This window comes from Streptomyces sp. 2-1, assembly GCF_048564895.1.
Lineage (GTDB): Bacteria > Actinomycetota > Actinomycetes > Streptomycetales > Streptomycetaceae > Streptomyces > Streptomyces phaeochromogenes.
In genome coordinates this window covers 5550371-5563943 of record NZ_CP183383.1, presented here as the reverse complement: position 1 = coordinate 5563943, position 13573 = coordinate 5550371, and the positions used below count along the sequence as shown (strand labels likewise).

General features: G+C 71.1%; 12 protein-coding genes. 5 read left to right on the top strand and 7 right to left on the bottom strand.

Annotated features, from left to right (window positions below; all coding sequences use genetic code 11):
* Window positions 1–227 precede the first annotated feature (227 nt).
* Window positions 228–2300, top strand: coding sequence for a PhoX family protein (locus ACN20J_RS24440; RefSeq protein ID WP_419666804.1), 2073 nt, complete (start codon window positions 228–230; stop codon window positions 2298–2300).
* A gap of 110 nt (window positions 2301–2410) precedes the next feature.
* On the opposite strand, the gene ACN20J_RS24435 is transcribed toward ACN20J_RS24440, so the two are convergent.
* Window positions 2411–3334 carry a LysR family transcriptional regulator gene (locus ACN20J_RS24435; RefSeq protein ID WP_362296940.1) on the bottom strand — a complete coding sequence of 308 codons (924 nt, stop codon included), beginning with the start codon at window positions 3332–3334 and terminating at the stop codon, window positions 2411–2413.
* Between the two features lie 227 nt (window positions 3335–3561).
* Between ACN20J_RS24435 and snpA the strand changes: the two genes are divergently transcribed.
* Entirely contained in the window at window positions 3562–4230 is a 669-nt protein-coding gene (snpA, locus tag ACN20J_RS24430) for a snapalysin (RefSeq protein WP_055614209.1), read from the top strand.
* Window positions 4231–4343: 113 nt separating this feature from the next.
* On the opposite strand, the gene ACN20J_RS24425 is transcribed toward snpA, so the two are convergent.
* Entirely contained in the window at window positions 4344–5375 is a 1032-nt protein-coding gene (locus ACN20J_RS24425) for an endonuclease/exonuclease/phosphatase family protein (RefSeq protein WP_419666803.1), read from the bottom strand.
* A 145-nt stretch (window positions 5376–5520) separates the two neighbouring features.
* Window positions 5521–6297 (bottom strand): alpha/beta fold hydrolase, encoded by a 777-nt coding sequence (locus ACN20J_RS24420; protein WP_419666801.1) that lies wholly within the window; start codon window positions 6295–6297, stop codon window positions 5521–5523.
* Between the two features lie 77 nt (window positions 6298–6374).
* On the opposite strand from ACN20J_RS24420, the gene ACN20J_RS24415 reads away from it, so the two are divergent.
* Window positions 6375–7697, top strand: coding sequence for a PLP-dependent aminotransferase family protein (locus ACN20J_RS24415; protein ID WP_189841409.1), 1323 nt, complete (start codon window positions 6375–6377; stop codon window positions 7695–7697).
* Here the strand turns inward: ACN20J_RS24415 and ACN20J_RS24410 are convergent.
* The 3 genes from ACN20J_RS24410 to ACN20J_RS24400 form a co-directional block, all read right to left on the bottom strand.
* Window positions 7612–8496, bottom strand: coding sequence for a hypothetical protein (locus tag ACN20J_RS24410; RefSeq protein ID WP_419666800.1), 885 nt, complete (start codon window positions 8494–8496; stop codon window positions 7612–7614). The genes ACN20J_RS24415 and ACN20J_RS24410 overlap by 86 nt on opposite strands.
* 130 nt (window positions 8497–8626) lie before the next feature.
* Window positions 8627–9487 carry an ABC transporter permease gene (locus ACN20J_RS24405; protein ID WP_419666799.1) on the bottom strand — a complete coding sequence of 287 codons (861 nt, stop codon included), beginning with the start codon at window positions 9485–9487 and terminating at the stop codon, window positions 8627–8629.
* Window positions 9484–10530 (bottom strand): ATP-binding cassette domain-containing protein, encoded by a 1047-nt coding sequence (locus tag ACN20J_RS24400; protein WP_419666798.1) that lies wholly within the window; start codon window positions 10528–10530, stop codon window positions 9484–9486. The genes ACN20J_RS24405 and ACN20J_RS24400 overlap by 4 nt, the downstream gene beginning before the upstream one ends.
* Before the next feature lie 340 nt (window positions 10531–10870).
* Between ACN20J_RS24400 and ACN20J_RS24395 the strand changes: the two genes are divergently transcribed.
* Window positions 10871–11464: an SH3 domain-containing protein gene (locus tag ACN20J_RS24395; protein ID WP_419666797.1), complete on the top strand. Its 594-nt coding sequence runs from the start codon at window positions 10871–10873 to the stop codon at window positions 11462–11464.
* Window positions 11465–11588: 124 nt separating this feature from the next.
* On the opposite strand, the gene ACN20J_RS24390 is transcribed toward ACN20J_RS24395, so the two are convergent.
* Window positions 11589–11987 (bottom strand): hypothetical protein, encoded by a 399-nt coding sequence (locus ACN20J_RS24390; protein ID WP_419666796.1) that lies wholly within the window; start codon window positions 11985–11987, stop codon window positions 11589–11591.
* A 367-nt stretch (window positions 11988–12354) separates the two neighbouring features.
* Between ACN20J_RS24390 and ACN20J_RS24385 the strand changes: the two genes are divergently transcribed.
* Window positions 12355–13518, top strand: a complete 1164-nt coding sequence (locus ACN20J_RS24385; RefSeq protein WP_419666795.1) for a PP2C family protein-serine/threonine phosphatase — start codon at window positions 12355–12357, stop codon at window positions 13516–13518.
* The last annotated feature ends 55 nt before the right edge of the window (window positions 13519–13573 follow it).

The window sequence follows — 13573 nt, the reverse complement described above, 5'->3', positions numbered from 1 at the left end:
AGTTGGTTCCGTCAATCCCTGGCCAGGACGGACACGTAAGGTTAGCCGCAGGATTTGGAGATCTTGGGCAGGGTCGATTATGGCCTCCAAGTTAGGTTCCCCTTACCTTCCCTTTGCCTCGACACCCCTGCGGACTCCGGGGGTTCACCCCTCGTTCACCTCATGGCTGCGCCCCCGCACGGGCGTGCCCATAGCGTCACGCCGGACACAGACATAGGGGAGGGAACGTGCGCAACCTGCTGCCGTTGATCGGCTCGACCGGCTCACACCCGGGCGGCCGTTCCGAGATGACCTGTCGGTACCGCTGTGGTGACGCCTGCTTTCACCCGGCGCCCAACACCAGCGCCAACGAATACGTCGGCGACGTCATCGCCGGAGCGCTGAGCCGCCGTTCCATGATGCGCGCGGCAGCCGCCGTGACCGTGACCGCCGCCGCCGGGGGCGCGGTCGTCGGCGCGGGCGCGATCCCGGCCGCCGCCCAGGCGCCCGAGGGCACGCCCGCCGCCTTCACGGGCGGCAAGGCCGCCCGCGGCCTCCGCTTCACGCCCGTCGCGCCGAACACCGCCGACGCCGTGACCGTCCCCGAGGGCTACGGCCAGAACGTCGTCATCCGCTGGGGCGAGCCCATCCTGCGCGGCGCCCCGGCCTTCGACCCGGACAGGCAGACGGCCAAGGCACAGGCGGGCCAGTTCGGCTACAACTGCGACTTCCTCGCCCTGCTCCCGCTGCCGGGCGAGCGCGGCCGTCAGCTGCTCGTGGCGAACCACGAGTACACGGACGAAATCCTGATGTTCAAGGGATACGACCCCGCCAACCCCACCCGCGAGCAGGCCGAGATCGCCTGGGCCGCCCACGGTCTGGGTGTCGTCGTGGTCGAGGAGGACCGGAAGAGCGGCAGGCTCACCGCCGTACCCCGCCACCACCTCAACCGCCGCGTCACCGCGACCACCGAGTTCCGGGTCACCGGCCCGGCCGCCGGCTCGAACCTCCTCAAGACCTCCGCCGACCCGACCGGCAAGAAGGTCCTCGGCACGCTCAACAACTGCGCCGGCGGCGAGACCCCCTGGGGCACGACGCTGCACGGCGAGGAGAACTTCAACCAGTACTTCGCCAACGCGAGCCGTCCCACGGACGCCCGCTACGGCATCGGCACCGGCGCCACCGAGCGCAAGTGGGAGCGTTTCGACAAGCGCTTCGACGTCTCCCAGGAGCCGAACGAGGTGCACCGCTTCGGCTACATCGTCGAGCTGGACCCGTACGACCCCACGTCGACGCCCCGCAAGCGCACCGCGCTCGGCCGGTTCAAGCACGAGGGCGCGACCATCCGTCTCACGGAGGACGGCCGCCCGGTCGCCTACTCCGGTGACGACGAGCGCTTCGACTACATGTACAAGTTCGTCGGCAGCAAGCGGATGCGCCACGGCAACAGCCGCTCCGCCCGCGAGCACAACCTGACCCTCCTCGACGAGGGCACCCTGTACGTCGCCAAGCTCACCGGCGACTCCCCGGCGACCGAGATCGACGGCACGGGCAAGCTCCCGGCGGACGGCGAGTTCGACGGCAGCGGTACGTGGATCCCGCTGGCCACCGCCACCGCCAAGGGCGCCGTCTCGCACGTCGAGGGCATGACCGCCGAGGAGGTGTACGTCTTCACGCGCCTCGCCGGTGACAAGGTGGGCGCCACGAAGATGGACCGCCCCGAGGACATCCAGCCCTCGCCGCACAGCGGCAAGGTCTATGTCGCCCTCACCAACAACACCAACCGCGGTGTCGGCTCCAACGCCAAGGCGGACGAGGCCAACCCGCGCAACGCCAACAAGCACGGGCACGTCCTGGAGCTCACCGAGCGCCGCAACCGGGCCGACGCCCTGACGTTCGCCTGGTCGCTGTTCCTCGTCGCGGGCGACCCGAAGGACCCGGCCACGTACTTCGCGGGCTTCCCGAAGGACAAGGTCAGCCAGATCTCCTGCCCGGACAACGTGGCCTTCGACCCGCACGGCAACCTGTGGATCTCCACCGACGGCGCCCAGCTCGGCTCCCACGACGGCCTGTTCGGCGTGGCGACGAAGGGCGACCGCCGCGGTGAGCTGAAGCAGTTCCTCACCGTGCCGAAGGGCGCCGAGACCTGCGGCCCCATCGTCCAGGACCGCCGCGTCCTCGTCGCGGTCCAGCACCCGGGCGAGATCACCGGCGCGACCGTCGAGAACCCGGCGAGCATCTGGCCCGACGGCCCCGGCAAGATCGTCCGCCCGTCGGTGGTGGCGGTCTGGCGCAAGGACGGCTGCGACATCGGCGTCTGATACGAGGGATGGGGCGCCCTATCCGAGATAGGGCGCCCCCTAGCCACCTAGGGGCGCGGGGAACTGCGCACCCAGCCCCGACCAACCCGCACCCGACACACGACCCGCACCTACACACCCACCCGATCCAGCCACTCCCGATACCCCGGCGCCTCCCGGGCAACCTCCGAGTACGCCTCCCACAGCCCGGGGAACACGGAGTCCAACTCCCCCTCCGTACGCGCCGCGAGCAACAGCCGTACACCCAGCGGATCCCCCTGGATCCGCCGAACGGCCATCGCCGGCCCGGGCTGACACGTCGGCTGGCACACGGTGACGACCTCGCCGGTCGAGACGAGTGACGCGGCCGTGTGGTAATCCCCGTGCAGCACACGGGGATTGAGCCCCGCCGCCCGCAGCATCCGATGCACCGCGTCCCACTCGCCGTCCACCGTGGGATCGATCATCCAGCGGTCCTCGGCCAGGTCGGAGAGCTGGACCTCGGTGTGTGCGGCGGCCGGATGGTCGGCGGGCAGGGAGACGAACTGCGGTTCGCGTTCGACCAGGACGCGCAGCGCGAGCCCCTCCGGCACCCGCAGCGGACAGCCCTCCACCTCGTGCACATAGGCGACGTCGAGCCGGCCGTCGGCGAGCATGCGCAGCAGCGCGTTCGGGGAGACGTCCATCTGGAGGACCGGCTCCCGCTGCCGCGCGCGCAGCCGCCGCAGCCAGCCCGCGAGGGCGCGGCTCGCGGTGGAGCCGATGCGGAGCTGGGGACCGTCGTCGTCCTTCGCGGCGGCCCGCGCCTCCGCGACCAGGGCGCGCATTTCGGCCACCAGCGGGCGGGCGCGGCCCAGGACGATACGGCCGAGCGGGGTCGGCCGGCAGCCGGTGCGTTCGCGGAGGAAGAGCGGGCCGCCGAGCTCCTGCTCGATGCGCTTGAGCTGGGTGCTCAACGAGGGCTGGGCCACGCCGAGTTGCCGGGCCGCCCGGTGCAGGCTGCCGGTGTCGGCGATGGCGCACAGTGCGCGGAGGTGCCTCACCTCGAGCTCCATGCGGTGAGCCTAGGACGGTCACACGGGCCGCACCAGACGCACAAACCCCGACTGAAGGGGGCGAGTTGGGTTGGATGTGGATCGCTAAATGATCAGTAGTGGACTACTGGTGATCGTTTCTGACCGGGTGATAGCTGCGTCCTATCTCCGATTGCCATCATCACAGCCGCCTCACAGACGCAGACACTCACCGATGACGACTTCACCCCCCACTCAAGGAGTCATCGATGCGACTGTCCACCCGTCTGTCCACACCCGTTCTCTCGGCCGCGGTCGGGCTCGGCCTCACGGCCGCCGTGCTCGGGGCCGTACCGGCCTCCGCGGCGCCCGCGCCCGTCGCCCCGGCCGCCCCCTTCGCGGGCTACAACGGTTCCGGCGAGGAGACCAAGGCCAACAAGGCGTTCTTCGACGCGGTGCTGAAGTCCGTGGCCGAGAAGCGCGCCGCGAACCCGAAGGCCGCCGCCGTCACCGTCGTCTACAACGCCTCCTCCGCGCCCTCCTTCAGCGCCGAGATAGCCCGCAGCACCCAGATCTGGAACAGCTCCGTCTCGAACGTGAAGCTCCAGTCCGGCTCCAACGCCGACTTCACGTACCGCGAGGGCAACGACTCCCGTGGTTCGTACGCCTCCACGGACGGGCACGGCAGCGGCTACATCTTCCTCGACTACGCGCAGAACGAGCAGTACGACTCCACGCGCGTGACCGCCCACGAGACCGGGCACGTGCTTGGGCTCCCCGACCACTACACCGGGCCCTGCAGCGAGCTGATGTCCGGCGGCGGCCCCGGCACGTCCTGCACGAACGCGAACCCGAACGCGGCCGAGCGGGCCCGCGTCGACCAGCTGTGGGTCAACGGACTCGCGAAGGCACTGGCGAAGGTGAACCAGGACCGGTAGGTCCCCCTGGATGTACCACCCACCCCCCACTGACGTGGGCCGTCCCTCCTGCACAGGGGCGGCCCGCGTCGCCTTTTCAGCCCCCCGCTGCCCCCGCCGCCTCTGCCCCTGATCTACGAGTTCTTGAAGAGGGTCAGGTCCACGACGAGCGTCCGGTGGTCCGTGTTTCCGAGGTCCAGGAAGCGGGCCCTGTTCGCCGAGAAGTCCCGGGACACCAGGACGTGGTCGATCTGGGCACCGAGGGGCGGGGCCGTTCTGGCCGGCCAGCTCGGTGTGCGGGCGTCGCCGGTGAGGCGGGCGGCGTCCGCGAACCCGGCGTCCAGGATGCGGCGGAAGGCCGCGTGGTCCTGGGAGGCGTTGAAGTCGCCCGCGAGCACGGTCGGCCGCGTGCGGTTCGTGGCCGCGTAGTCGCGGAGGTCGGACAGTTCCCCGCGCCAGGTGGACAGCTGTGTCGGCAGCGGAGGCATGGGATGGGCCAGCTGGAGCCGGATCTCGTGGCCCTTCACATCGGCCGTGGCACCGGGCATGCCCATGGTGGCCGGGATGCCCGCGGCCGGCTTGAGGGGATGGCGGCTGAGGATCACCGAACCGTCGGAGCCCGCGCCCTCGACCGCCTGCCGGTAGGGGTAGGCGCCCTTGTCCCCTTTGCTGTTCTTGTCCTTCCCGAAGGCCTGCTGCAACTTCTCCTCGCAGCCGTACTCGCATTCCTGGACGAAGACGAGGTCGGGGCGCTGCTCCCTGATCGCGTCGATCAGTTCGTCCGTGGCCTGGCCGAACTCGACGTTCGAGGTGAGGACGCGGAGTTCGGCGACCGGGGCGCCCTTGGGCTGCGACGTCTTTCCGTACGGCTCGATGTACCAGGCGAGCGCGGCGAGCACGGCCAGGCTCCAGACGAGGCCGAGGCGCCAGCGGGTGAGGGCGGCGAAGAGGAGGGCGACGGCTGCGGGGGCGAGGAGCCAGGGCAGGAACGCGAGCAGTTGCGGTGCGGGAGTGATGCCGTCGGTGTCCGCGATGCGGCACCCGACGACTGTGCTCACACCGGCGAGCAGGAGTGCGGCGAACCAGGCGCCGGCCCGGCTTCCGCCGTGGCGGGACGCCGGGGCGTCGTCCGTCCACTCGTCCGTCTCAGCCGTTGCGCTGCGCAAATTCGCCCCCTTCCGTTTGCTGGATCCTCTCTTAAAGACGGGGGATGTGGGGGGACGGTTGAGGGCTGCTGCCGGGTGAGGGTCCGCTTGTGCTGGTCGCGCAGTTCCCCGCGCCCCCAAAGGGCGCAGCCCCACCGGGCCGTACTCAGAGACGACGCAGAAGCGCAGCCAGAGCCGCGTTGAACTGTTCCGGCTGTTCCAGGTTCGGCATGTGGGCCGATCGCGGGATGATCCGAAGGTCGGAGTCCGGGATCGCCGCGTGCATGGCCTGCGCGTCCGCCACGGGCGTGTACTCGTCGTCCTCGCCGACCACCACCAGCGTCGGAACGGTGACGCGGGTCAGCAGTTCGCGATAGTCGGGGCGTTCCGCACGCCCCCGCAGGGCGGCAGCCGCGCCCTCGGGGGAGGTGGCCGTCATCATGCGGTGGACGTGGGCCGCCACGTCCGGGTGGGCGTACGGGGCCACCATCCTGTGCAGGACCTCGTCGGCGTACGGCCCCATGCCCTCGCGGAGCAGGCGGTCGGCCATGTCGTTGCGGGACTTCCGGCCGGCCGGGGTCTCGGCCGCCGGGAACGTGTCCGCCAGGACCAGTGCCCGGACGCGCTCGGGGAACTGCCGGTAGCACTCCATGACGATCTGGCCGCCCATGGAAAGACCGGCCAGCGCGAACTCGCGTACGCCCAGGTCGTCGAGGAGGGCCGCGATGTCCTCGGCGAAGGTGGCGAGCGGGGTCAGCCCGGGGACCACCGGGGACTTGCCGTAACCGCGCAGGTCAGGGGCGATCACCCGGCGGTCCGGGGAGAAGGCGGCCACCTGCGGGGCCCACATGGTGCGGTCGAAGGGGTGGCCGTGGATCAGGACGAGGGGCACGGAGGTTGAGGCATGCGCGCCTTTGTCCTCGTACAGAAGAAAGGGAGCCATGTTCAGGACCATAGATTCCGGGAACTCCTCGGTGCAATAAGATCTTTGCCCTCGGTGCAATCCAGGAAGGGGTGGGCGTGGAGGACTATCGGCGGATCGCCGACCGGCTGGCCGAGGAGATCCTCACGGGACGGCTGAAGGCCGGTGAACGGCTGCCGCCGCAAAGGGTGTTCGCGAAGCGGCGGCGCATCGCGGGGTCCACCGCCGGGCGCGTGTACGGGGAGTTGGTGCGGCGGGGCCTGGTCGTCGGGGAGGTCGGGCGCGGCACGTTCGTACGCGCGGCGCCGGTGCCGTCGGGGCGGGCGCTGGCCGAGCCGGCGACCGCGACGGTCGTCAATCTGGAGCTCAACTACCCGTCCGTGGAAGGGCAGTCGGAGCTGCTGGCCGGCGGACTCGTGCCGCTGCTGCGGGCCGATGTGCTGGGGGAGGTGACCTGTACGGTTCCCGCCACCGGGACCGCCGCGGCGCGCGAGGCCGTCGCCGGGCTGCTGGCCGGATCGGGGTGGCGGCCCCACCCGGAGCAGCTCCTCTTCGCCGGGAACGCCCGGCAGGCCATCGCGGGCGCGCTCGCCTCGCTGGTACGGCCCGGCGGGCGGGTGGGGGTCGAGGCGCTGACGTATCCGCTGGTCAAGGAGATCGCGGCGCGGATCGGGTGCGTGCTCGTACCGCTGGAGACGGACGGGGAAGGGCTGCTGCCCGAGGCCGTCGCCGCCGCCCACCACTCCGCGCCGCTCTCCGCGCTGTACGTCCAGCCGACCCTGCACAATCCCACCTCGGCCACCATGGGGGACGCGCGCAAGCGTGAACTCGCCGAGGTGGTGCGGGAGTTGGGGCTGCCGGTCGTGGAGGACCGGATCTGGTCGTTCCTGCACGAGGAGGGTGTGCCGTTCGCCGCGTACGCCCCCGAGCGCGTCCATGTCGTCGACGGGCTGTCCAAGCGGGTCGCGCCTGGGCTGACCGTCGGGTTCCTCGTCGTGCCCGAGGGGCGCGTCGAGGAGGCGGCGGGGGCGCTTCGGTCGGGCGGGTGGACTGCGGGACGGTTCGCGCTGGAGGCGGGGACGCGGTGGATCCAGGACGGGGTCGTGGACCGGCTGGTCGCCGACCGGCGGGCGGACGCCGCCCGGCGGCAGCGGGTCGTCGCGGAACTGCTCGACGGATTCGCCGTACGCGCCGACCCGTGTGCGTACTACGCCTGGTGGGAGCTGCCGCCGCCGTGGCGCGCGGACACCTTCACGGCGGCAGCGGCGGCGCGCGGGATCGCGGTCACGCCGGGGCCCGCCTTCGCGGTGGGGGTGCGGGCGGCGCCGGACGCGGTCAGGCTCGGGCTCGCGTCGGTTCCGGTGCCGGTGCTGGGGCAGGCGCTGCGGACGCTGCGCGACGTCGCACGTGGTGGTCCATGACCCAGGTCACGGCGGCGACGGTGAGGCCGAGGGCGAGGATGAACCAGGTGGCCGTGCGAAGGGTCGAGGTCAGGGCGTCGTAGACCGTGCCCGCCGCCGCCCGGGACACATGGGTGGGGAGGTCGGAGAGTGTCAGGGCGCGGCCGATGACTGTGGCGAGGGCCAGCAGGGCCGCGCCCAGGGCCATGCCGAGTGCCGTGGCCGTGACGGCCTGGCGGCGGCGTACGGCCAGCAGGATGCCGCCGACGGCCAGGGCGACCGCCGCGAGAGGCAGCCAGAAGCCCGCGATCTCCAGCACGTGGAACCCCTTTCGGAGCGTGCCCAGTTCCTGGGCCTCGAGGACCGTGACCTCGGTGTGTTCGACGGGGATGCGGTTCGCCAGCGGCACCCGGTCGTAGGACAGCTGGGACTTCAGCTGCTCGGTGACGGGGGCCAGGTCGAGCGTGACGGCGCCCTCCCGGCCGCTGCGCAGGGCCCGCAGGACGGCGTCGTGCGCGGCCCGGTTCGCCGTGTTCCAGGCGGCGCGGAAGGCCTCCGTACCGGTGAAGGACCGCACCGCCCTGCGCACGTACGCGCGGACCTCGCCCTCCAGCGGTCCGACCTCGATCTGGTTCATGACCCCGTCGGTGACCGAGTCGGCGATCGCCTTCTGCACGTCGGGCCCGGCGGCGAGCGGTGCCATTGTGTCGACGTACCGTCCGGTGTCGCCGATCTCGTACTTCGCCCATGCCGAGAGCCCGCCCAGCGGCACGAGGACGCAGGCGAGCACGATCAGCAGCGCCGAGAGGACTTTCCGCACCTCTCAAGGAAGAACCCCGGCCGTGACCTCCGCCATCGGAGCACGGCCGGGGTGACTGCATCCGGGCCTGGATTGCGTTCTTCCGGGGGACATCGGGCCCCCTGGGAGCGCGTGAGCCGCTGCAACCGCGCTACTTGCGGTTGTAGAGCCGCATCGTCACCGGGCCGAAGACCGCGACGAGCAGTCCCGCCCAGCCCAGCGACCACATGATCTCCGAGCTCGGCCAGGAGCCCTCCATCAGGCCGCGCACCGCCGAGGACAGATGAGTGATCGGGTTGTTGTTGACGAAGGCCTGCAGCCAGCCCGGCATCGTCTCGGGGCGGACGAAGATGTCGCTCAGGAAGGTCAGCGGGAACAGGATCATCATGCTGACGCCCATCACCGACTTCTCCGTGCGCAGCAGCAGGCCGAACATGGTCCACACCCAGGAGAAGGCGAAGGAGAAGATCAGCAGGAGGACCACCCCTGCGAGCACTCCCTGGAAGCCGCCGTCCGGCCGGAAGCCCATGATCAGGCCTACCGACAGCATCACGACCGACGCCATCGCATAGCGCAGGGCGTCTCCGAGCAGATAGCCGACCAGCGTCGACGGACGCCAGATGGGCAGTGAGCGGAAGCGGTCGAAGACACCCTTCTCGATGTCGATGTTGACCGCGAGGCCCGTGTACATCGTGATCATGGTGACGGACATGACGAGGATGCCGGGCAGCAGGTACTGGATGTACTCGCGCGGGGAGCCCGCCAGGGCCCCGCCGAACAGGTACGTGTACATCAGCACCAGCATGATCGGGAACGCCGTCACGTCGAAGAGCTGCTCGGGCACGTGCTTGATCTTGAGCATCGCGCGCCAGCCGAAGGTGAAGGACGTCTGGATCGCGTTCGGCCGGGGCGGGCGCTCGGTGGCGACGAGCAGCGCGGCCAGGCTCTCGGTACTGACCGGCGCGAGGTCGGCGGTGTCTGTGCCGTTGGTGGGCTTGGTCGCGGTGCTCATGCCGTGGCCTCTTTCGTCTGCTGCTGCGTCTGCGGCTGGGGTGAGGTCTCCGCGTGGTCGGACTTGCCGGTGAGGGCGAGGAACACCTCGTCGAGACTCGGCTGGCCCAGGGAGAAGTTGTCGACGGTGATGCCCGCGTGGGCCAGCTCGGCGAGGGCACGGGACGCCTTCTCGGCGGCCCCGGAGCCGTTCGACGAGCCGTTTCCGACCCGGGCCGTCAGTGCCACCGGGTCCGGCTCCAGCTGTACGTCCGCGTCGAGGGCCTGCCTCAGCAGCCGCTCGGCGTCCGGGCGCTGGTGCGCGTCCCGCAGCCGTACGTGCACGGCTCCCGCGCCGACCGACGCCTTCAGCTCGCCCTTGGTGCCCTCGGCGATGACCTTGCCCTTGTCGATGACGGCGATCCGGGCCGCCAACTGGTCGGCCTCGTCCAGGTACTGGGTCGTGAGCAGGACCGTGGTCCCCTGGGCGACGACCGCCCGCACGATCTCCCACACCTGGTTGCGGCTGCGCGGGTCCAGGCCCGTCGTCGGCTCGTCCAGGAACAGCAGGTCGGGGGTGTTGAGGATGGAAGCGGCGATGTCGATACGGCGCCGCATACCGCCCGAGTAGTTCTTCACCTGGCGGGCCGCCGCGTCCGACAGCCCGAAGGCGTCCAGGAGCTGGGCCGCCCGGTCGTACGAGGCCTTCTTGCTGTGGCCCGTCAGCCTGGCCAGCAGCACGAGGTTCTCCGTGCCGGTCAGGTCCTCGTCCACCGAGGCGTACTGCCCGGTCAGGCTCACCCTGGTCCGTACGGCGTCCGCCTCCCGTACGACGTCGTGGCCGAAGACGTGGGCCTCGCCGCCGTCGGGGCGCAGCAGGGTGGCCAGCATGCGCACGGTCGTCGTCTTGCCTGCCCCGTTGGGACCGAGCAGGCCGTACACCGTGCCGGCCTCGATGCGCAGGTCCACGCCGTCGACGGCGCGGTTGTCGCCGAAGGTCTTCACCAGACCCGCGGTCTCGATGGCCGGCCCGGCCCATTGGTCGGTGCGGTTCTTGCTCGTCATGTCGGTCCGCCCATCCGCGTCGTTCTCTCGGCTTGATCGTGGTGTTTCGAGGTCTTCGAGTCGTCTTCGAGTCGTGAGTCGAATTTGAGTCGTATTCGACTCTTCGAGTGCTTTCGCGCCGCTTCCGTAGCTCTCAGGGTGCGTCCGCGTGGCCCGAAGAGCATCGGTCTGTCGACGCAGTCCTCGATCGGTCTCGAGATGCAGACCCTGGGGCGTCCGAAAACTCATCGGCGGGGAGGCAGGAGATTTCTCCGTCGCTCTCCCGGGGCTCCGGTGGAGGGTTCACCCGAACGGGTGTTTCCTGGTTCTGGGGACGGAGGCGGGGAGAAGGAGGCCGATCATGGGCATCACTCCGGCCCTGCGAACTCTTGCGATCGCCCTGGTCAGCGGCGGTGTGCTGACGGTGGCCGCCGTCGGCACCGCTTCTGCCGGTACGGCTTCTGCCGGTGCGGCGACGGCGGGCGATACGACGTCCGGCGGGTTGGCGGCGGGCAGTTCCGGCCACGGCGGCTCCGAGGATCCGGTGTGGGGCACCGTCGTCTCCCGCGGCGACCTCAAAGTGCGGGCCCATCCCGACACCGGCTCGGCCGTGCTCGGGCGGCTCTCGCCCGGCAGCCAGGACCGGGTCGCCTGTGTGGCGCGGGGCTCGCACGTCTTCGGCAACCCGCACTGGTACTGGCTCGTCGGGGCCCGTGCCTGGGCGAGCGCCGCGTTCGTGGACATCGGCGGGGCGGGGGTGCCGCGGTGCTCCGACCCCTGCGAGGGGGCCTGGAAGGACCGGTGGCACGACGGTTCGGGGGGCTGCAACGGCTGCGACGACGGTTCCTGGAGCTCCTCCGGCTCCTGGAGCGCGTCCGGTTCGTGGAGCTGGAGCTTCTCCGGCTCCTGGGACGCCTCGGGCTCGGGCTGGGAGTGGGTGCCCGGCGGGCGGTGAGTCCGAGGAGAACGGGTGGCCCGGGACGGGGAGCTGTGGGTGAGGCCCGGGCCACCCGCACACGTACAGCGGCCTGTGCCCGACGGGCACAGGCCGCTGTACGTGTTGTTCGTCGTACTCCGGTTCAGTCCTCGGTCGTGTAGTAGCGGTAGAACACCACCGCGAACACGCCCGCGGCGATCACGAGGGAGATGCCCGAGGACTTGAGGACGCTGGCGTCCGTGAGGCTGTAGAGGAAGCCGAACGAGATGCCCGCGAACACCGCCCACGCGAGGGCCCGGCCCTCCCGGGGGAGGCGTGGGGCGACGGTGTGGATGCCCTGGGCGACCACGGCGAACAGGACCGCGGTGACCACGCCCAGGAGGACGTTAAAGCCGGTGATCGGGCCCGAGTGGCGGTCGATGCCGGACGTCCAGAAGCCGTAGACGATGCCGCCGAGCGCCGGGATCGCGAGTTTCGCGGGGGCCGCCATCGTTTTTGTGGTGGCGGTGCGTGTGCGTGGTGCGGGTGCCGCGTGAGTCATCGGGCACTCCTCTCTTTCGCCCCTGCCTTCCAGAGCACACCTGGGGGAGCGCGGTGGCAAGTCGTGTACGGGGTGGCTGCCGCCGGCTTGCTTGTGGGTGCGGGTGGGTGTGAGTTGCCCGCGCAGTTCCCCGCGCCCCTAAAAGCGGGGCTGCGCCCCTGGCTTTTGCCTTCCAGGGGCGCGGGGAACTGCGCAATCTTTTAGGGGCGCGAGGAACCGCGCACTCGGCCAAAACTCACCTCCACCCAACACACCACGCCCACCCGCACCCAATAGCGAGCCGGCCGCAGGCCAAGCCGCAGGCCAAGGTGTGGCCAAGTCAGGAAGTCGGCGTGCGCCGAGCACCCGGTCGTGCTTCGCTGGGCGGATGAGCGGCGCGGATCCGGCCGGCCGCGCCCGGCGGCAGCAGCTTCTCCGGGTACGCGGCCGCAGTGTGGCCTGGATACCGCCCCTCCTCCTGCTCATCGCCATCGCGGTGGTCGACTGGAACACCTCGGGCGAGTTCAGGGTCATCTCCTGGATCGTCCTCGTCCCCGGCATCGCGGCGGCGATCTGCGGCGTCAGGGGAACCGCCGCCTTCGCCGTCCTCGCGCTCCTCACGTACATCGAGGTGGACGCCTCCTGGCCGCACCAGGACCAGACCGGCCTGCCGGACTTCATCCTGGTCGCCATGGGCGGCGCCCTGGCGACCCTGGCGTGTGCCGTACGCGTCCGGGAGGAGCGGCGGATGCTGCACATGCGGGACGTGGCCGACACGACCCGCCGCACCGTGCTGCGCCCCCTCCCCGCCCCGTGGGGCGGCCTCGACCACGCGGCCGTGTACCTCGCCGCCGACAGCGAGGCCCGCGTCGGCGGCGACTTCTACGACATCCAGCCCGGCCCGCACGGCACCCGGGTCCTCCTCGGGGACGTCCAGGGCAAGGGCCTGCCCGCGGTCGCGGCAGCCGCCGCCCTGCTGGGCACGTTCCGCGAGTCCGCGTACCACGAGGCCTCCCTGACCGTCGTCGCCGAACGGCTGGAGGTACGGATGGGCCGCCACCGCCAGTACGTCACCGACCTCGGCGAGGACCTGGACGGCGACCCCGCACGGGGCGTGGAGCGCTTCGCGACCGCGGTCCTGGTCGCCTTCCCGCCCCCGGGCTCCCCCACGGGCCACATCGAGGTCGTCAACTTCGGCCACGAACCCCCGCTGGTGGCGGGCCCGCGCGGCGTACGCGTCCTGCCGCCGGGTGACGGACTCCCGCTCGGCCTCTCCGCTCTGGCGGGCTCCGGCGCGGGCGTCCCGCCCGTCCGCACGGTCCCCCTGGCCGCCGACGAGACCCTCCTCCTCGTCACCGACGGCGTCACCGAGGCCCGCGACGCCGACGGCGTCTTCTTCCCCCTCCTCGAACGAGTGACCCTCGCCGTCTCCACCGACCCCAGGGCCGCCGACCCCCACCGCCTGGTGGAACTGGTCCACGACGGCACCCTCCATCACACGGCCCACGTCGCGGACGACACGACGATCTTCGCGGTGAGGCAGGCCCCGTAGGGGAGCGGCCCGCAGAGGCCGAACAAACCCCCACCAGCCACCCCCTATCGCCCCC

What these genes read in the sequence shown, in the direction of transcription:
- ACN20J_RS24435 (WP_362296940.1), bottom strand. Translation starts at nt 3,334, where the DNA reads ATGGAGCTCGAGGTGAGGCACCTCCGCGCACTGTGCGCCATCGCCGAC.
- snpA (WP_055614209.1), top strand. Translation starts at nt 3,562, where the DNA reads ATGCGACTGTCCACCCGTCTGTCCACACCCGTTCTCTCGGCCGCGGTC.
- ACN20J_RS24420 (WP_419666801.1), bottom strand. Translation starts at nt 6,297, where the DNA reads ATGGCTCCCTTTCTTCTGTACGAGGACAAAGGCGCGCATGCCTCAACC.
- ACN20J_RS24405 (WP_419666799.1), bottom strand. Translation starts at nt 9,487, where the DNA reads ATGAGCACCGCGACCAAGCCCACCAACGGCACAGACACCGCCGACCTC.
- ACN20J_RS24400 (WP_419666798.1), bottom strand. Translation starts at nt 10,530, where the DNA reads ATGACGAGCAAGAACCGCACCGACCAATGGGCCGGGCCGGCCATCGAG.
- ACN20J_RS24395 (WP_419666797.1), top strand. Translation starts at nt 10,871, where the DNA reads ATGGGCATCACTCCGGCCCTGCGAACTCTTGCGATCGCCCTGGTCAGC.
- ACN20J_RS24390 (WP_419666796.1), bottom strand. Translation starts at nt 11,987, where the DNA reads ATGACTCACGCGGCACCCGCACCACGCACACGCACCGCCACCACAAAA.
- ACN20J_RS24385 (WP_419666795.1), top strand. Translation starts at nt 12,355, where the DNA reads ATGAGCGGCGCGGATCCGGCCGGCCGCGCCCGGCGGCAGCAGCTTCTC.